Origin of the sequence: Nocardioides nitrophenolicus (genome assembly GCF_016907515.1) — a bacterium.
Classification (GTDB): domain Bacteria; phylum Actinomycetota; class Actinomycetes; order Propionibacteriales; family Nocardioidaceae; genus Nocardioides; species Nocardioides nitrophenolicus.
In genome coordinates, this window is record NZ_JAFBBY010000001.1 from 1,391,097 (window position 1) to 1,407,449 (window position 16,353).

General features: G+C 73.1%; 20 protein-coding genes. All 20 read left to right on the plus strand.

All coding sequences use genetic code 11. The annotated features are described in order from the left end of the window. Position 1: 1 nt before the first annotated feature. Positions 2–1,597: a flagellar basal-body MS-ring/collar protein FliF gene (gene fliF, locus JOD66_RS06885; protein ID WP_204836158.1), complete on the plus strand. Its 1,596-nt coding sequence runs from the start codon at positions 2–4 to the stop codon at positions 1,595–1,597. Next, on the plus strand, positions 1,594–2,625 hold the full coding sequence (gene fliG / locus JOD66_RS06890; RefSeq protein ID WP_204836159.1) for a flagellar motor switch protein FliG: 1,032 nt from the start codon (positions 1,594–1,596) through the stop codon (positions 2,623–2,625). The genes fliF and fliG overlap by 4 nt, the downstream gene beginning before the upstream one ends. Then, on the plus strand, positions 2,609–3,259 hold the full coding sequence (locus JOD66_RS06895; RefSeq protein ID WP_204836160.1) for a FliH/SctL family protein: 651 nt from the start codon (positions 2,609–2,611) through the stop codon (positions 3,257–3,259). Before fliG ends, JOD66_RS06895 begins: the two co-directional genes overlap by 17 nt. Beyond that, positions 3,256–4,572, plus strand: coding sequence for a FliI/YscN family ATPase (locus JOD66_RS06900; protein WP_204836161.1), 1,317 nt, complete (start codon positions 3,256–3,258; stop codon positions 4,570–4,572). The genes JOD66_RS06895 and JOD66_RS06900 overlap by 4 nt, the downstream gene beginning before the upstream one ends. Then, positions 4,569–5,006 carry a flagellar FliJ family protein gene (locus JOD66_RS29395; protein WP_204836162.1) on the plus strand — a complete coding sequence of 146 codons (438 nt, stop codon included), beginning with the start codon at positions 4,569–4,571 and terminating at the stop codon, positions 5,004–5,006. The genes JOD66_RS06900 and JOD66_RS29395 overlap by 4 nt, the downstream gene beginning before the upstream one ends. Continuing rightward, positions 5,003–5,929, plus strand: coding sequence for a transglycosylase SLT domain-containing protein (locus JOD66_RS28985; RefSeq protein ID WP_204836163.1), 927 nt, complete (start codon positions 5,003–5,005; stop codon positions 5,927–5,929). Before JOD66_RS29395 ends, JOD66_RS28985 begins: the two co-directional genes overlap by 4 nt. Next, the gene (locus JOD66_RS06915; RefSeq protein ID WP_204836164.1) at positions 5,930–6,979 is read left to right on the plus strand and encodes a flagellar hook-length control protein FliK; all 1,050 of its coding nucleotides are present in this window, start codon (positions 5,930–5,932) and stop codon (positions 6,977–6,979) included. 9 nt (positions 6,980–6,988) lie between these two features. Beyond that, a complete protein-coding gene (locus tag JOD66_RS06920) occupies positions 6,989–7,498 on the plus strand; it encodes a flagellar hook capping FlgD N-terminal domain-containing protein (RefSeq protein ID WP_204836165.1) in 510 nt (169 codons plus the stop codon). A 33-nt stretch (positions 7,499–7,531) separates the two neighbouring features. Continuing rightward, entirely contained in the window at positions 7,532–8,380 is an 849-nt protein-coding gene (locus tag JOD66_RS06925; protein WP_204836166.1) for a flagellar hook-basal body complex protein, read from the plus strand. A gap of 159 nt (positions 8,381–8,539) precedes the next feature. Further along, complete coding sequence (locus tag JOD66_RS06930; RefSeq protein WP_204836167.1) at positions 8,540–8,812, plus strand: flagellar FlbD family protein; 273 nt, start codon at positions 8,540–8,542, stop codon at positions 8,810–8,812. Further along, on the plus strand, positions 8,809–9,579 hold the full coding sequence (locus JOD66_RS06935; RefSeq protein ID WP_307823359.1) for a motility protein A: 771 nt from the start codon (positions 8,809–8,811) through the stop codon (positions 9,577–9,579). The genes JOD66_RS06930 and JOD66_RS06935 overlap by 4 nt, the downstream gene beginning before the upstream one ends. Then, positions 9,579–10,613: an OmpA/MotB family protein gene (locus JOD66_RS06940; protein WP_204836168.1), complete on the plus strand. Its 1,035-nt coding sequence runs from the start codon at positions 9,579–9,581 to the stop codon at positions 10,611–10,613. Before JOD66_RS06935 ends, JOD66_RS06940 begins: the two co-directional genes overlap by 1 nt. Further along, positions 10,610–11,047, plus strand: coding sequence for a flagellar basal body-associated FliL family protein (locus JOD66_RS28990; protein ID WP_204836169.1), 438 nt, complete (start codon positions 10,610–10,612; stop codon positions 11,045–11,047). The genes JOD66_RS06940 and JOD66_RS28990 overlap by 4 nt, the downstream gene beginning before the upstream one ends. Before the next feature lie 124 nt (positions 11,048–11,171). Beyond that, complete coding sequence (locus JOD66_RS06950) at positions 11,172–12,089, plus strand: flagellar motor switch protein FliM (RefSeq protein WP_307823360.1); 918 nt, start codon at positions 11,172–11,174, stop codon at positions 12,087–12,089. Positions 12,090–12,094: 5 nt separating this feature from the next. Further along, complete coding sequence (gene fliN, locus JOD66_RS06955; RefSeq protein WP_204836170.1) at positions 12,095–12,895, plus strand: flagellar motor switch protein FliN; 801 nt, start codon at positions 12,095–12,097, stop codon at positions 12,893–12,895. A 5-nt stretch (positions 12,896–12,900) separates the two neighbouring features. After that, the gene (locus JOD66_RS06960) at positions 12,901–13,317 is read left to right on the plus strand and encodes a flagellar biosynthetic protein FliO (protein ID WP_204836171.1); all 417 of its coding nucleotides are present in this window, start codon (positions 12,901–12,903) and stop codon (positions 13,315–13,317) included. Next, positions 13,314–14,084 (plus strand): flagellar type III secretion system pore protein FliP, encoded by a 771-nt coding sequence (fliP, locus tag JOD66_RS06965; protein ID WP_307823361.1) that lies wholly within the window; start codon positions 13,314–13,316, stop codon positions 14,082–14,084. Before JOD66_RS06960 ends, fliP begins: the two co-directional genes overlap by 4 nt. Positions 14,085–14,088: 4 nt before the next feature. Next, positions 14,089–14,358: a flagellar biosynthesis protein FliQ gene (gene fliQ / locus JOD66_RS06970; protein ID WP_204836172.1), complete on the plus strand. Its 270-nt coding sequence runs from the start codon at positions 14,089–14,091 to the stop codon at positions 14,356–14,358. A gap of 8 nt (positions 14,359–14,366) precedes the next feature. After that, complete coding sequence (locus JOD66_RS06975) at positions 14,367–15,134, plus strand: flagellar biosynthetic protein FliR (protein ID WP_204836173.1); 768 nt, start codon at positions 14,367–14,369, stop codon at positions 15,132–15,134. 6 nt (positions 15,135–15,140) lie between these two features. Then, positions 15,141–16,277 (plus strand): EscU/YscU/HrcU family type III secretion system export apparatus switch protein, encoded by a 1,137-nt coding sequence (locus tag JOD66_RS06980; RefSeq protein WP_204836174.1) that lies wholly within the window; start codon positions 15,141–15,143, stop codon positions 16,275–16,277. The last annotated feature ends 76 nt before the right edge of the window (positions 16,278–16,353 follow it).

Sequence of the window (16,353 nt, forward strand, 5' to 3'; positions counted from 1 at the left end):
GATGCAACAGCGCCTCACCCGGTATCTCACCCGTGCCCGCGACACCTTCGGCGCCTTCACGGCCGGCCAGAAGGCGGTCGCCGTCATCGGTACGGCGGCCCTGCTGGTCGCCGTCTTCATGGTCTTCCGCTGGGTCTCGACGCCCAGCTACGCCCCGCTGTACTCCAACCTCTCCGGCACCGACGCCAGCGCCGTGATCGAGGAGCTCGACTCCCAGGGCGTGCCGTACGAGATCACGGGCGGCGGCGGCACGATCATGGTGCCGCGCTCGGACGTCTACAGCACCCGGATCACCCTCTCCGGCAAGGGCCTCCCGGCCAGCAGCGACGGCGGCTACAGCCTCCTCGACAAGCAGAGCCTGTCGACCTCGGAGTCGCAGGAGCAGACCAACTTCAAGCGCGCGATGGAGGGCGAGCTCAGCAAGACCGTCGAGGCCATCCACGGCGTCGACACCGCGGTCGTGCACCTCGCCATCCCCCAGAAGCAGGTCTTCACCGACGAGCAGGACCCGCCGACGGCGTCGGTGCTGATCGACACCGAGCCGGGCAGCTCGCTCGACGACGGCCAGGTGCAGGCGATCGTGCACCTGGTGGCGTCCAGCATCGACGGCCTGGAGCCGAAGAACGTCACGCTGACCGACGCGAGCGGCCGGCTGCTCACCGCCGACGACGGCACCGACAGCGGCGTCGGCGCGGCGTCCGCGCGCTCCAAGCAGGTCGCGGCCTTCCAGGACTCGATGCGCGCCGACATCCAGGCGGTGCTCGACCGCGTGCTCGGCCCGGGCAACTCGACGGTCACCGTCACCGCCGACCTCGACTTCGACAAGGCGGTCACCGACAGCCGGACCTACGGCACGAAGGAGAACATCCCGCCGCTGTCGGAGTCCTCCACCAACGAGACGTACGCCGGTCCGGCCGGCGCCCTCGACAGCGGCGCCGGCGGCACCGTCGGTCCCGACGGCCAGATGGACCCGGCCACGAGCGGCACCGGCGGCGACTCGTCGTACAAGAACACCTCGAAGACCCGCGACAACGCGCTCGACCAGACCGTCGAGCACCGGGAGAAGGCGCCGGGCTCGATCAACACGCTGCACATCGGCGCGGTCCTCGACTCCACGGCGGCAGCGGCGATCCAGCCGCAGGTGGTCAAGGACCTGATCAGCAACGCGGTCGGCATCAACGCCCAGCGCGGCGACACCATCGACGTCACGACGATGGCCTTCGACCGCAGCTCCGAGGAGTCGGCGGCGGCCGAGCTGAAGGCGGCCCAGGCCGCCGACGCGGCGGCCCGCCGCAACAGCCTGCTGCGCAACCTCGGCATCGGCGGCGGCATCGTGCTGATGGTGCTGCTCGCCTGGCTGCAGGCCCGGCGCCGGGCCAAGGCCCGCGACGACGCCCGCGCCTACCTGGTCGAGCAGCTGCGCACCGACGCCGCCACCCGCACCGCCCAGCTCGAGGCGCCCGCCCTGGCGGCGCTCGAGACGTCGGAGAAGGACGAGGAGGAGTCGATGCGCGACGAGCTGATCGCCCTCGTCGACCGGCAGCCCGACGACGTCGCCGCGCTGCTGCGCGGCTGGCTCGTGGAGCCGCGCCCATGACCCTCATGGCCACGTCCGGCTCCACGCTCGTCTCGATGGGGGTCCGCAAGGCCGCGGTCCTGCTCATCCAGCTGGGCAAGGAGCGCGCCGCCCAGGTGATGGCGCATCTCAGCGACGCCGAGGTGGAGGCGATCTCGGGCGAGATCGCCCGGCTGGACGCGGTGTCGGCGAGCGAGACCGCGCAGGTGCTCACCGAGTTCCACGACCTCGCCACCGCCCACGCACACGTCACGCAGGGCGGCTTCGGGTTCGCCCAGCAGCTGCTCGAGCAGTCCCTGGGGCCCGAGCGCGCCAAGGAGATCATGGAGCGGCTGCACGCGGCCGCCGTCCAGATGCCCTTCCAGTTCCTGCACCGCGCCGATCCCGCGCAGCTGCGCAGCTTCATCGCCGACGAGCACCCGCAGGTGATCGCGCTGGTCCTGGCCCACATGGCCGCGGACAAGGCATCCCTGCTGCTCAGCGGGCTGCCGGCGCACCAGCAGGCCGTGGTCGCGCACCGGATCGCGGTGATGGACCGCACCTCGCCCGAGATCGTGCGCACCGTCGAGGCGGTGCTGGAGCGCAAGCTGTCCTCGATGCTGCAGCCCACCGAGGTCTCGCGGGTGGGCGGCGTCGACCCGCTGGTCAACATCATCAACCGGTCCGACCGGCCGACCGAGCGGCAGATCGTCGAGGGCCTGGAGGGGCTCGACCCGACGCTCGCCGACGAGGTCAAGAGCCGGATGTTCATGTTCGAGGACATCACCGGCCTCGACGACCGCTCGGTGCAGCAGGTGCTGCGCCAGGTCGACACCGCCGAGCTCGCCCTGGCGCTCAAGGGCGTCAGCGACGCGGTCCGCACCAAGATCACCGCGAACCTGTCCGAGCGCGCGGCCGAGAACCTGCTCGAGGAGGTCGAGCTGCTCGGCGCCGTCCGCCTGGCCCAGGTCGAGGAGGCCCAGCAGGGCGTCATCCGCACCATCCGCCAGCTCGAGGAGCAGGGCCAGATCATGGTCCGGCGAGGGAACGACGATGAGTTCGTTCTCTGAGCTCGAGCTGCCCGAGCTGCGGGTCGGCACCTGGACCCGGCTCGGCAGCGACAGCGTCCTCGGCGACACGGTCACCGAGCACCTGCTCGACGGCGTGGCCGCCCAGGCCAGTGCCGCCGCCCGGGCGCAGGGCTACGCCGTGGGCTGGGCCGAGGGCCGGCGTGCCGCGGCCGAGCAGGCCGCCGGCGAGGAGGCACGCCGAGCCGTGGCCACCGCCGAGGCGGAGGCGCGGCGCGAGGCCGAGCACCGCGCCGCCCTCGACGCACTGGGCCAGGCTGCCGAGCAGGTCAGGGGGCTGCTCGACGACCTGGCCCGTGCGGTCGAGGACCAGGCGACCGACCTCGCCTGGTCCCTGACCACCACCCTGATCGGCGCCCAGGTGGCCCGGCTGGGCCCGAAGGACGTCGTCGCCCGGGTGCTGCAGGTGCTACCGCCCGGGCCGGTCGGCCGGGTCCGGCTGCACCCGTCGGCCGCCGCGTCGCCAGCCGCTCGGGAGCTCGCCGATCGCGGTCTCGAGGTGGTCGCCGACCCGGCCCTCGGCTCGGTCGACGCGCTGGTCGAGGGCGTCGACGGCTCGGTCGTGGACCTGCGGATCCGCGAGGCGATGGCGCGGGTGCGGGAGGTGCTCTCGTGAGCGTCGACACCGCCACCCGCGCCCGCCTGCTGGAGGCCGCCGCGCCGCTGCGCCTGGGCACCGTCGCCGAGCTGGTCGGCCTGCACCTCGAGGTGCGCGGGCTGTCCGACCCGGCCGTGGGCGACCTGCTCGAGGTCCGTACGTCGACCGGGCCGCTGCTCGCCGAGGTCGCCGCCCTGCGCCCCGGCAGTGCGATCTGCCTGCCGCTCGGCACCACCACCGGCGTCCGGGCCGGCGACCTGGTCCGCGCGACCGGTGGCCCGCTGCGGATCCAGGTCGGCGCGGCTCTCCTCGGCCGGGTGCTGGACGGCCTCGGCCGTCCGGTCGACGGCGGCCCCCCGCTCGCGGCGGACCCCGGCCTGGAGACGGTCTCGACCGAGCTCGCCACCCCCGACGCGCTGAGCCGGCCGCGGATCACCGAGCCGCTCGGCACCGGCGTCCGCGCCCTCGACGCGCTCGTGCCGCTCGGCTGCGGCCAGCGGATCGGCATCATGGCCGGCTCCGGCGTCGGCAAGTCCTCGCTGCTGTCGATGGTCGCACGCGGCACCGACGCCGCCGTCAATGTGATCGCCCTGGTCGGCGAGCGCGGCCGCGAGGTACGCGAGTTCATCGACGGCGACCTCGGCCCCGAGGGCCTGGCCCGCTCGGTCGTGGTGGTCGCCACCTCGGACGCGCCCGCGGTCGAGCGACTGCGCGCGGCGTTCACCGCCACCCGGATCGCGGAGTGGTTCCGCGACGGCGGCCGCGACGTCGTGCTGATGATGGACTCGCTCACCCGGGTCGCCATGGCCCAGCGCGAGATCGGCCTGTCCGCGGGTGAGCCACCCGCCACCCGTGGCTACCCGCCCAGCGTCTTCGGCCTGCTGCCGCGCCTGCTCGAGCGCGCCGGCACCTCGGCCACCGGCTCGATCACCGGCATCTACACCGTCCTCGTCGAGGGCGACGACCTCCAGGACCCGATCGGCGACACCGCCCGCTCCATCCTCGACGGGCACGTCGTGCTCTCCCGCGACCTCGCCACCGCCGACCACTTCCCGGCCATCGACGTGCTCGAGTCGATCTCCCGGGTGCACCGGGCGGTCACGACGCCCGAGCAGCAGCAGGACGCCGGCCGGCTGCGCCGGATGCTCGCCGCGCACCGCTCGGTCCGCGAGCTGGTCGAGATCGGCGCCTACGTCGCCGGTGCGGACGCCGACGCCGACGCCGCCCTCGCCCGGCTGCCCGGGATCGAGGCGTTCCTGCGCCAGTCCATGGACGACATCACGCCCCGCGCCGAGGCGTGGGACCGGCTGGCCGCGGTGGTGGCCTCGTGAGCCGCGGGCACCGCGAGGACCGCGGCCTGGCCGCCGTCGCCCGGGTCCGCGACGTCCGCGAGACCGACAGCCGGATCGGCCTGCAGCGGGTCCTCGCCGAGGAGGCCGCCCTGGTCGGCCGCCTCTCCTCGCTGGAGTCGAGCATCGCCACCGCCCCCGTCCCGGCCACGACGACCACCGCCGAGCTGGTCGCCGCCCGCACCCGGCTGGCCCACGCCGGGATCCTGGTCGGCGAGACCCGCGACCGGGTCGCGAGCGCCGCGGTCGTCACGGCCGACGCCCGGGCCCGCTGGACCTCCGACCGCGCCCGCCTGGCCGCCGTCGAGCACCTCCTCGCGCGTCGGGCCGCCCGGCGTCGTACCGAGGCGGAGCGACGGGCCGCCCGCGACGCCGACGACCTGGCCGCCCAGCGCTGGGCCCGAGGTAAGCGATGAGCATCGACGCCGTGACCGCGCGGATCAGTGAGATCCAGGCCCGGCTGGCCCAGTTCGCGACCGTGCGGAGCTCCGGCTCCAGCGGGGGCTTCGCGAGCGAGCTGTCCGCGCGGGTGGCCGGCACCGCCGCCTCGGGGTCGGTCACCGGCGAGGCGGTGGTCGCCGAGGCCCGCAAGTACCTCGGCCTCCCCTACGTCTGGGGCGGCACCGACCCGACCAAGGGCATGGACTGCTCCGGCCTGGTCCAGGTCGTCTACAAGAGCCTCGGCTACGACCTGCCGCGGGTGTCCAACCAGCAGGCGCGCTCGGGGACGCCGGTGGCCAGCATGGCCGAGGCCCAGCCCGGCGACCTGCTCGCCTGGGACAACTCCAGCCGCAACGACGGGGTCGACCACATCGCCATCTACATCGGCGGCGGCAAGATGATCGAGGCGCCCCGCACCGGCCTCGACATCCGCGTCGTCGACGTGCCGTCCACGCCCGACGTGATCCGCCGGATCATCGACCAGCCCGCCGCCGGCGCCTCCCCGGTCGCCGCCCGGGCCGCCACCACGACGCCGTACGCCGACCTGATCACCGCCGCCGCCGCGCGCACCGGCGTCCCGGCGAGCCTGATCGCCGCCGTCGCGAAGCAGGAGTCCGGCTTCGACGCCCGCGCGGTCAGCCCGGCCGGCGCCCAGGGCCTGATGCAGCTGATGCCGGGCACCGCCCGCGGCCTCGGCGTGAGCGACCCGTTCGACCCGGCCCAGGCGATCGACGGCGGGGCCCGGCTGCTGCGCTCGCTGCTCGACCGGTTCGGGCGCACCGACCTCGCCCTGGCGGCGTACAACGCCGGCGCCGGGGCCGTCACCCGCTACGGCGGCATCCCGCCGTACCAGGAGACCCAGAACTACGTCCGCAACGTGATGGCGATGGTGAGCTGAATGAGCATCACTCCGTTCCTGCCGGGGCTGCCTGCCCCGGTCCCCGTCGACGGCACCCCCGCCGCCACCGACCAGCCGGGGGACCTCGGGGTCGTGTTCGGCGATGCGCTGGCCGCCGCGCTCCTCGCCACGGTGCCGTTGCCCGCTGCCCCGGCGACCGCGCCCTCCGTGCCGGCCACTGCCGCAACGCCACCTGCCGCGGCAGCACCTGCTGCCGCGGCGGTCCTCGCCGTGGCCACCCCGACCGCCCCGGCTGCCCCGGCTGCCCCGGCTGCCCCGAGCGCTCCTGCCCCCACCGCGCACCTGACGAACGGGGCGTCCGAGCCGATGGCCGTCCCCGCACCGGCCCGGGCCGTCGCGCCGCTCCCCCTGTCTGCCGATGTCCCGACCGACGTACCCACCGACGCTCCCGACCCGGCCCCGGCCGACATCGACACCCTCGCCGACACCGACCTCCCCGCTCCGGCGCCGACCACCGGCAGCGTGACCCCGCCCCTCGCGGCGGCCCCGCGCCCGACCGTGGCGCAGGCCGTGGTGCAGCAGGTCTTCCCCGAGGTCGCCCACCTGGTCGCGACCACCCCGACCGACCGCCCCGGCACGCACCGGATCACACTCACCCTCCAGCCGGAGCAGCTCGGCGAGGTCCGGGTGACCCTCGTGGTCAAGGACGGCACGGTGCAGGTGCGGCTGGCGGGCAGCGCGGACGACGCCGCCGGGAGCGCCGCCGTGCACCGGGCGCTGAGCAGCGGAGTACCCGAGCTGCAGCGGCTGCTCGAGCGCTCCGGCGCCACCGAGGCCAAGGTGCTGGTCCGCGACCCGTTCAACCCCGCGCCGCCGCAGCCCACCACACCGAGCGCACCCGTCGCCGCCACCGGTCAGACGAGCGGCAGCACGGTCTCGGCCGACGCCGGCCGCGACGGCGCCTCGGGCTGGACCCGCTCGTCCGGCGACCCGGACCGACGCCGGGAACAGCGCGACGTACCCGAGCCGGCGCCCGCGCTCACTCCGACCCCGACCACCCCCGCCGGTCAGCTCGACCGGACCCTGTGAGGAGGAACCATGACCGTCTCCGGCACCGAAGGCATCGGCTACGGCGTGACCGGCACCGCGACCGGCACCACCGGCGCGTCCGGCGGCTCGAACACCGCTGACAAGGACATGTTCCTGCAGCTGATGGTCGCGCAGATGAAGTACCAGGACCCGCTCAACCCCACGGACTCCTCACAGTTCCTCGCCCAGACGGCGCAGTTCACCGCCCTGGAGAAGATGCAGGACGTCGCTGACCAGACCGCGATGCTGCTCAGCACCCAGCTCGCCTTCGGCGCCAGCTCGCTGATCGGCCAGACGGTGCGCTGGTACGACGCCACGGGCGCCGAGCAGTCCGGTGTCGTGCAGGGCACGACCTACCTGGCCACCGGCCCGGTGCTCAGCGTCGACGGGAAGTCCGTCGCCGTCACCGACGTCGTCAGCGTCGGCACCGCACCCACGATCGAGGCGCCCACCACCAGCGGTGGTGGCACCTACGTGCCACCGAGTGGTGTCCCGTCCACCACCGCCCGACCCGCCTGACCCGCCTCACCCACCGCCTGAAGGAGAACCACCATGCTTCGCTCGCTCTTCGCCGGCATCTCCGGCCTCCGCGTGAACCAGACCATGCTCGACGTCACCGGCAACAACATCGCCAACGCCAACACGACCGGCTTCAAGTCGAGCACCACCGTCTTCTCCGACACCCTGAGCCAGATGCTCACCGCCGCCTCGGGCGGCAACGCGGAGCGCGGCGGCACCAACCCGATCCAGATCGGGCTCGGCGTCCAGCTCGCGGCGACCATGGCCAATTTCGGCCAGGGCTCGGCGCAGCTCACCGGCCGCCCGACCGACGTGATGCTGCAGGGCGACGGCTTCTTCGTGCTGCGCGACGGCGCCGAGAACGTCTACACCCGCGCGGGCGCGTTCACCTTCGACCAGACCGGGATCCTCGTCGCGCCCAGCGGCATGCGGGTACAGGGCTACGCCCTCGACGCCGCGGGCCTGCCGACCGGCGGCCCGATCGACGTCGACCTGAACCTGATCAACGCGACGCTGCCGGCCGGCGTGAACCTGACGTCGTACTCCATCGGCGCGGACGGCAAGGTCCGCGGCGTCTTCTCCGACGGCGTCCAGCGCGACATCTGCCAGCTCGCGGTCGCGGACTTCACCAACCCGATGGGCCTGGAGAAGATCGGCGACACCGCCTTCCGCGAGTCCGCCAACTCCGGCGCCGTCCAGCTCGGCGTCGCCGGCCAGGGCCAGCGCGGCCAGATCATGGCCGGTGCGCTGGAGATGTCGAACGTCGACCTGTCGGCCGAGTTCACCAACCTGATCCTCGCCCAGCGCGGCTTCCAGGCCAGCTCGCGGGTGATCACCACCAGCGACCAGGTGCTGGAGGAGCTGGTCAACATCAAGCGCTGACCGGCTCCGCCGGGATAGTCCCTGCTCAAAAGCACCGCGACACGTAAGAAGCCGGTGCTTTTGGTCAGGGACTATCGCCACCGGCCGATGGGACCTGCGGAACGCCACGGACGGCGCTCCCCCAAGCATTGCCTCAGCCACGCACACGGAGGTGCCGCGGTGATCTCGCTGACCCGACTCTCGGGGACCACGTTCCTGCTGAACGCGGACCTGATCGAGCGCGTCGACTGCACCCCGGACACCGTGGTGACGCTGGTCGACGGCACCAAGTACATCGTGGCCGAGTCGCTCGACGAGGTGCGCGACGCCGTCATCGCCTACCGCTCGGCCATCGTGGCGCGGGCGGCCCTGCCGGACGCGTCGACGGTCGCCCCGGTCCGGGCCCGCCAGGGCCGGCTGACCGCCGTACCCCCGCGAGGAGTGACCCCGTGAAGGACATCGCAACCCCGGTCGGCATCGTCGTCGGCCTGGTGATCATCGTCGCGGCCAACGTGCTCGAGGGCGGCAACCCGATGAGCCTGCTGCTGCTGCCGCCGATGCTGCTGGTGCTGGGTACGACGGTCATGGTCACCGTCGCGGGCGGCACGATGAGCGACGCCAAGGCCGCGGTCAAGGACGTCAAGCGTGCGTTCACGGGCTCGGTCGAGCCGGCCGAGTCGCTCGTGCCGCAGGTCGTCTCGCTCGCCGAGCGCGCCCGTCGCGAGGGTCTGCTCGCGCTCGAGGACAGCCTGCGCGAGATCGACGACCCGTTCCTGGTCAAGGGCGTGACGATGGCGATCGACGGCACCGACCCCGAGGACGTGCGCGACATCCTCGAGGCCGAGCTGCGGGCCAAGAAGCGCGACGACAAGCAGGCCGCGAAGTTCTTCGGCGACGCCGGCGCCTACGCGCCCACCATCGGCATCATCGGCACCGTCATGGGCCTGGTGCACGTGCTGGAGAACCTGGCCACCCCCGACGAGCTCGGCCACCTGATCGCCGGCGCCTTCGTCGCCACCCTGTGGGGCGTCATGTCGGCCAACGTGATCTGGCTGCCGATCTCCAGCCGGCTCAAGCGGCTCGGCGAGCTGGAGTGCGCCCGGATGGAGGTCGCCATCGAGGGCGTCGCCGCCATCCAGGCCGGCGCCAACCCGCGCCTGGTCGCGGAGAAGCTGCGCTCCCTGCTGCCCACCGGCACCGTCGAGCGCGAGGCCGCCTGATGTCGGCCGGCAAGGCGGGCAAGGGCGCCGGGCCGCCCCGGCGGCGCCACCACGACGAGGACCACGAGGAGCACGGCGCCGGACACGAGCGCTGGCTGGTGACCTACGCCGACATGGTCACCTTGCTGATGGTGCTGTTCATCGTGATGTTCGCGATGTCGACGGTCGACGAGAAGAAGTACGCCGCCCTCAAGGAGGGTCTCGCCGTCGGCTTCGGCCGCGAGCAGTCGATCCTCAACGGCGCCAGCCCGATCAGCAACGCCAAGGGCGCGAGCGACCCCGGCGAGGCGTCGTACGAGATGCTCCTGGCCCAGGTGCCCGAGTCCCAGCGCGAGACGGTGACCAAGATCCTGCAGGAGTCGGACCGGCTGCGCAACGAGCGCGCCCAGGGCGCCGCCCGGGCCGAGGTCGACCGGCTGCTCGGGGTCTGGAAGCGGATCGACGAGGCGCTGCGCGACCAGGGGCTGCGCGACGACGTGCGCGCCACCATCGACGAGCGAGGCCTGATCGTCAGCCTGGTCTCGCAGCACGTCGTCTTCGAGCCCGACGTCGCCGAGCTGACCGAGCGCGGCCGCCGGGTGGTCGACACCATCGCGCCGGTGCTCGCCGAGCTGCCCGAGCCGATCGAGCTCGACGGCCACACCAACCAGGAGCCGGTGAAGCCGCGCTACTACCCCTCCGACTGGGAGCTCTCGCTGGCCCGGGCCGCCCACGTGCTGCACCGGCTCGAGGACAGCCACCGCATCCCCGCCCGCCGACTGCGCGCCACCGGCTTCGGGCACACCAAACCGCTCGTCGACCCCGCGCGGCACGGCTCGCAGCGGGTCAACAAGCGGGTCGACATCCTGGTGCTCAGCCAACAGCCGGCCGAGACCCGCGCCCTGATGGGGCAGGCGTACGCCGAGCTGCGCCGCGAGGCCGGACTCGACGGCCTGCCCACCGACCCCGCCGGCGACGGCACCGGCGCCGAACCTGCCGCGGCCGGCGCACCGATCCGCTCCCGCTCCGACGACAGCCGAGAGGACCAACCGTGACCACGACCCTCGCCGCCCCGGCGGCCACCGCAGAGGACGCCGCCGACCGGCCCGGCCGCGGCCGCACCATCGGCATCGCCGTCCTGGTCCTCGCCCTGCTCGGCGGCGGCGCCTGGTTCTTCGTGCTCAAGCCGAGTGGCGACTCCGCGCCGAAGCCCGGCGACGTGGTCTCGCTCGAGTCGATCCAGATCAACCTCGCCGGCGGCCACTACCTGCGCCTCGGCATGGCACTGCAGCTCACCAAGGGCACCAAGGAGGCCGACGGCAGCAAGGCCCTCGACGCCGCGATCACCGTGTTCAGCGGGCTCCCCGTCGGCGAGGTCAACAAGCCCGACGTGCGCGAGACGCTGCGCAAGCAGCTGCTCGACCAGCTCGAGGTGCGCTACCACCACGAGGTGATGGAGGTGTACTTCACCGAGTACGTCACCCAGTAGCCGGCGTCGCCGCCTCCGGGACCCTCCCCGGGACCCTCCGTAGTCCGAACGGGCCACGGGACCCTGACCGCCCGGCGTCCTGGTGACCCCTCAGGTCCGCCGCCACCGCGACGATGGGCTCGTCGTGACCCTCCAGCGGCCGCGCCGCCGACCCCGCACGGCCGAACCCACGCCGTACGACTTCCGGCGGCCCATCCAGCTCTCGCGGGAGCACCAGCGCACCCTGCAGCTCGGGTTCGACAGCTTCGCGCGCCAGGCCACGACGGTCTTCACCAGCTCGCTGCGGACGGTGTGCACGGTGACCCTGATCGGCATCGAGCAGCGCACCTATGCCGAGTACGTCGACAGCCTCGGCCCGTCGACGTACATGACGCTGTTCACCGCCGACCCGATCCCCGGCACCGGAGTGCTGGAGATCCCGCTGTTCGCGACCATGTCCTGCCTGGACCATATGCTCGGCGGCCCCGGCTCCGACGAGCAGCCCGACCGGCCGCTGACCGAGATCGAGGACGGGGTGATCCGCGGCCTGGTCGAGCGTCTGCTCGGGGAGATGCGCTACGCCCTGGACGGGATCGTGACCCTCGAGCCGAAGGTCACCGGCATCGAGTACAGCCCGCAGTTCGCGCAGGTCGCCAGCGCGGCGGACGTGATGGTCGTGGTGAGCCTCGAGCTCAAGATCGGCGAGCGTCCGCACCGGGTCTCGGTGTGCCTGCCGTTCAGCGGGCTGCTCCCCCACCTCGCCAACGCGACCGGCAAGGGCGCGGTCTCCGACCGCGAGCGGGCGCAGCGCGCGCAGTCCGCCCTGCTGCTGCAGGAGCAGTTCCAGCGGGTCCCGGTGTCGGTGTCGGTGCGCTTCCGCCCGATCCCGGTCGACCCGGCGACGCTGGCCGACCTGCGCCCCGGATCCGTGCTCCGGCTCACCCACCCGGCGTCCGCGCCGCTGGACGTGACCGTCGCCGGCAACACCTTCGCCCATGCCACCCCCGGCGCCCGTGGCCAGCGCCTCGCCGCCCTGATCGTCACCACGCCCGAGGAGTCCTGATCCCCATGACCGATGTGCTCGACCCCACCCTGCTCGCCGAGGCCGTCGCGGTCGCCGCCGCCGGATCGCTCCCGGCCGTCACGCCGCTGACGCCGGGCCCGGCCCAGCCCGGCTCGCCGCACGTCACCGCCGCCTTCGCGGGCGGCGCGATCGCCGAGCTCGACGGCGGAGTGCCCGGCGGCGTCGTGGTCCTCGTCGGCACCGAGCTGGTCGAGGCCCTCGCCAGCAGCCCGATCGGCGCACTCGACGTCGCCGCCGCGGTCCAGCCGGCACTGGACGCCGCCGCCCGCCGCCTCGGCGCGCACGCACGCGGGGCCCGCACCCTCGACCTCGGCGCCGACGGGCATGACATCACCACCGAGCTCGGCGGCGCCTTCACCACGGTGCCGCTCATCGGCGTCGGCATCGCCGCCGCGGTCCTCATCCCCGACGCGACCCTCGCCGGCGCCCGCGAGCCGATCGCCGAGGAGGCCGAGCCCGCCGCGTCCGTGCTCGCCGCCGCCGTCGAGGACGCCGAGCCCGAGCCGTTCGTGCCCGCCTTCACCGCCGCCGCGCCTCCGCGCGGCCTGGAGCTGCTCCAAGGCGTCGACATGGAGGTCACCGTCGAGCTCGGCCGGACCCGGATGACCGTGCGCGACCTGCTCGCCCTGACGCCGGGCGCCGTGCTCGAGCTGGACCGGGCCGCCGGCAGCCCCGCCGACCTGCTCGTCAACGGCCGCCTGGTCGCCCGCGGCGAGGTCGTCGTGGTCGACGAGGACTTCGGCCTGCGGGTCACCGAGATCCTCGACGCGAACGCCGCGGTCTGACGCCGATGTCCGACAGCATCGGTCTCGGGGAGCTGGCCGTCCGCCTGGTCGGCTCCCTGGCACTCGTCGTCGGGCTGCTGCTGGTCATCGCCCGCCTCGCCAACCGCCGGTTCAAGGCACCGGCCGGTGCGGCGATCCAGGTCGTCCAGCGCCAAGCGCTCGGTCGGGGCCAGGGCGTGGCCGTGGTCTCCGTCGGCACCCGGATCCTGGTCCTCGGCACCACCGAGCAGCAGATCACGCTGCTCGCCGAGGTCGAGCCGGACGAGATCGGGCTGGACCCGACCGCCGGCGACCCGGACGAGGCGGCCCCCGTCGTACCGGACGGAGCGAGCCCCACCCCCGGTGCGCTCAGCGGATCCGTGCTCTCCCCGCAGACCTGGAAGGACGCCATGGCCGCCGTCACCGGGAAGCGGGCGTCGTGATCACGACCCTGTCGAGCGGCGTGACCCGGCTCGCCCTGGTCCTCGCCGACCCGGCGGGACCGACCGGACCGAACGGCCCGGGCGGCGGCACCGGCGGCGGCAGCGTCCGGATCGACCTGTCGGGCATGACCGACAAGCCGAGCAACAGCCTGCTCGTCTTCCTCGCGCTGACCCTGCTCAGCCTGCTGCCGGCGATCGTGCTGACCTGCACCAGCTTCACGAAGGTGCTCGTCGTGCTCGGCCTGACCCGCAACGCGCTCGGACTCCAGCAGACCCCGAACAACCAGGTGCTCGCGGGACTCGCGCTCTTCCTGAGCCTGTTCATCATGGCGCCGGTGCTCTCGCAGGTGAACGACGACGGCGTCCAGCCCTACCTCGACGGCGACAAGACCACCTCGGCCGCGTTCCACGACGGCATGGAGCCGCTGCGCGCGTTCATGCTCGACAACACCGACGACGGGGAGCTCCAGCTGCTCACCAGCGTCGCCGACCGCAAGCTCCCCGAGAACCGCGACGACGTCTCGACCGCGACCCTGATCCCGGCGTTCGTGCTCTCCGAGCTCAAGGACGCCTTCGTGATCGGGTTCATCATCTTCATCCCGTTCCTGGTCATCGACATCGTCGTGAGCGGCGCGCTGATGAGCCTCGGCATGATGATGATGCCGCCGGTGATGGTGTCCCTGCCGTTCAAGCTGCTGCTGTTCGTGATGGTCGACGGGTGGGCCCTGGTGATCAAGGCGCTGGTCGCGTCGTACGGGACGGGTTAGCGCCGTGACCGACACCGCGATCATCGAGATCGCCCTCAAGACGATGCTGGTGGCGCTCAAGCTGTCGGCGCCGATCCTCGCCACGTCGCTGGTGATCGGCTTCGCCATCTCGCTGTTCCAGGCGATGACGCAGGTCCAGGAGTTCACGCTCTCCTTCGTGCCCAAGCTGGTGGGCGTCGGACTGGCGCTGCTGTTCTGCGGCAACTGGATGCTGCACACCCTGATGGCGTTCACCCGCGAGCTGTTCGACCTGCTCCCCGGCCTGCTCACCTAGGCCCGGCCGTGGTCCTCTCCGTCGACGGTGCCGCCCTCAGCGCACTGCTGCTCGCCTCGGTGCGGGTGGTGGCGTGGCTGGTCGTCGTACCCCCGTTCGCGACCCGGGGCATCCCCACCATGGCCAAGGTGGTCCTGGCGTTGGGGCTCTCGCTCGCGATGGCGCCGACCCTGGCCACCCAGGACCTGCCGGGTACGACGCCCGCCCTCGTGCTGGCCACCGCGGCGCAGGCGCTGATCGGCGTGGGCATGGGCTACGTGACGATGCTGCTGTTCTCGGCGGTCGGTGCCGCCGGCTCGCTGGTGGACGTGTTCGGGGGCTTCGCGCTGGCCGCCGCCTGGGACCCGCTGGCGATGAACTCCAACACCGTCTTCGGCCGCTTCCACCAGCTGCTCGCGACCGCCCTCCTCGTGGTGTCGGGTGGGCACCTGATCGTGATCGGCGGCCTGCTGAGCACCTTCCGCTACCTGCCGCTCACCGGCATGCCCGACGTGTCGAGCTGGGACGGCGTGCTGCTGACGGCGTTCTCCATGTTCTTCACCGTGGCGGTGCAGATGGCCCTGCCGATGATCGCGGTCCTCTTCGTCGCGGACCTGGCGCTCGCCCTGCTGACCAAGGTCGCGCCCCAGCTGAACGCGCTCAGCATGATGTTCCCCGCCAAGGTCGGACTGACCCTGCTGCTGCTCGGACTGTCCTTCCCGATGCTGCCCGGCGCCTTGGACCGACTGGTCACCTATGCGAACCAGGCGATGGCGACCATGGCCGGGGCGGGGTGACGCGCGATGGCGGCGAGCGAGGAGAAGACCGAGAAGCCCACACCGAAGCGGAAGAAGCAGGCCCGCAAGGACGGCCAGGTCCCGCGTACCCCCGAGCTCGGTGGCTGGCTCGGACTCCTGGTCGCGGCGCTGGCCATGGGCCCGCTGCTCGACCATGAGCTGGACACGCTGCGCACGCTGATGGCGACCTCGCTGCGCTCCGCCGCCGATCCCTCGGTCTCCCTCGCCCTGACGCTGCTCGGCGATGCCGGGCGCCACGTCTTCCTCACCCTGCTCGTGCTGGGCTCGATGATGCTCGTCGTCGGCGTGCTCTCCGCGCTCGCCCAAGGCGGCTTCTACCTCTCCCCCAAGCTCGCCAAGCCCGATCCCAAGAAGCTCGACCCGTTCAAGGGAGCCAAGCGCCTGCTCGGACCCCACGCCGTGTGGGAGGGCGTGAAGGTGCTCGGCAAGAGCAGCGTCGTCGCCTTCCTCGCCTGGGGAGCCGTGACGTCGATGATGCCGCTCGTCGGCGGCCTGCTCCCGATCGGCGTCGTGCTGCACCAGGTCACCGCCGAGGTCTCCCGCCTGCTGCTCACCGTCGCCGTCGCCGGCCTGGTGATGGCGGCCGCCGACTACGCGATGATGCGACGCCGGATCGGCAAGCAGCTGCGGATGAGCCACAGCGAGATCAAGCAGGAGCACAAGCAGTCCGAGGGCGACCCCCTGGTCAAGGGCGCCATCCGGGCGCGCCAGCTCGCCGCCGCCCGGAACCGGATGATCGCCGACGTCGCCACCGCCGACGTGCTGCTCGTCAACCCCACCCACGTGGCCGTCGCCCTCCGCTACGACCCCGAGCAGGGCGCGCCGCGCGTCGTCGCCCGCGGCGCCGGCGCCATCGCCGCCCGGATCCGGTCGGTGGCCGCCGAGGAGCGCGTCCCGCTCGTCCAGGACGTCCCGCTGGCACGGGCGCTGTACCGGCACTGCCAGGTCGGCCAGGAGATCCCCCGGGAGCTGTGGGCCGCGGTGGCGCAGGTGCTGGCGTTCGTGCTCAGCCGCCGCCACGCCGGTCAGTACGGCGGCGAGCACCGCACCCCTCGGCGTACCGACGACCTGCCGGAGGTGCTCGCCCACGCCCGGCGGCGGCGGGTGGTGGAGGATGCATGAATCCCTCATCCACAGCCCCACCCGGCCGATGACCCGAACGACGCCAGGACGGCGCCACCCCGCAGTGCCACGGACG

Excerpts from the sequence above, each read along its gene's own strand:
- fliG (WP_204836159.1), top strand. The coding sequence starts at position 1,594 with ATGACCCTCATGGCCACGTCCGGCTCCACGCTCGTCTCGATGGGGGTC.
- JOD66_RS28985 (WP_204836163.1), top strand. The coding sequence starts at position 5,003 with ATGAGCATCGACGCCGTGACCGCGCGGATCAGTGAGATCCAGGCCCGG.
- JOD66_RS06920 (WP_204836165.1), top strand. The coding sequence starts at position 6,989 with ATGACCGTCTCCGGCACCGAAGGCATCGGCTACGGCGTGACCGGCACC.
- JOD66_RS06895 (WP_204836160.1), top strand. The coding sequence starts at position 2,609 with ATGAGTTCGTTCTCTGAGCTCGAGCTGCCCGAGCTGCGGGTCGGCACC.
- JOD66_RS06960 (WP_204836171.1), top strand. The coding sequence starts at position 12,901 with ATGTCCGACAGCATCGGTCTCGGGGAGCTGGCCGTCCGCCTGGTCGGC.
- JOD66_RS06980 (WP_204836174.1), top strand. The coding sequence starts at position 15,141 with ATGGCGGCGAGCGAGGAGAAGACCGAGAAGCCCACACCGAAGCGGAAG.
- JOD66_RS06915 (WP_204836164.1), top strand. The coding sequence starts at position 5,930 with ATGAGCATCACTCCGTTCCTGCCGGGGCTGCCTGCCCCGGTCCCCGTC.
- fliN (WP_204836170.1), top strand. The coding sequence starts at position 12,095 with ATGACCGATGTGCTCGACCCCACCCTGCTCGCCGAGGCCGTCGCGGTC.
- JOD66_RS06940 (WP_204836168.1), top strand. The coding sequence starts at position 9,579 with ATGTCGGCCGGCAAGGCGGGCAAGGGCGCCGGGCCGCCCCGGCGGCGC.
- JOD66_RS06925 (WP_204836166.1), top strand. The coding sequence starts at position 7,532 with ATGCTTCGCTCGCTCTTCGCCGGCATCTCCGGCCTCCGCGTGAACCAG.
- fliF (WP_204836158.1), top strand. The coding sequence starts at position 2 with ATGCAACAGCGCCTCACCCGGTATCTCACCCGTGCCCGCGACACCTTC.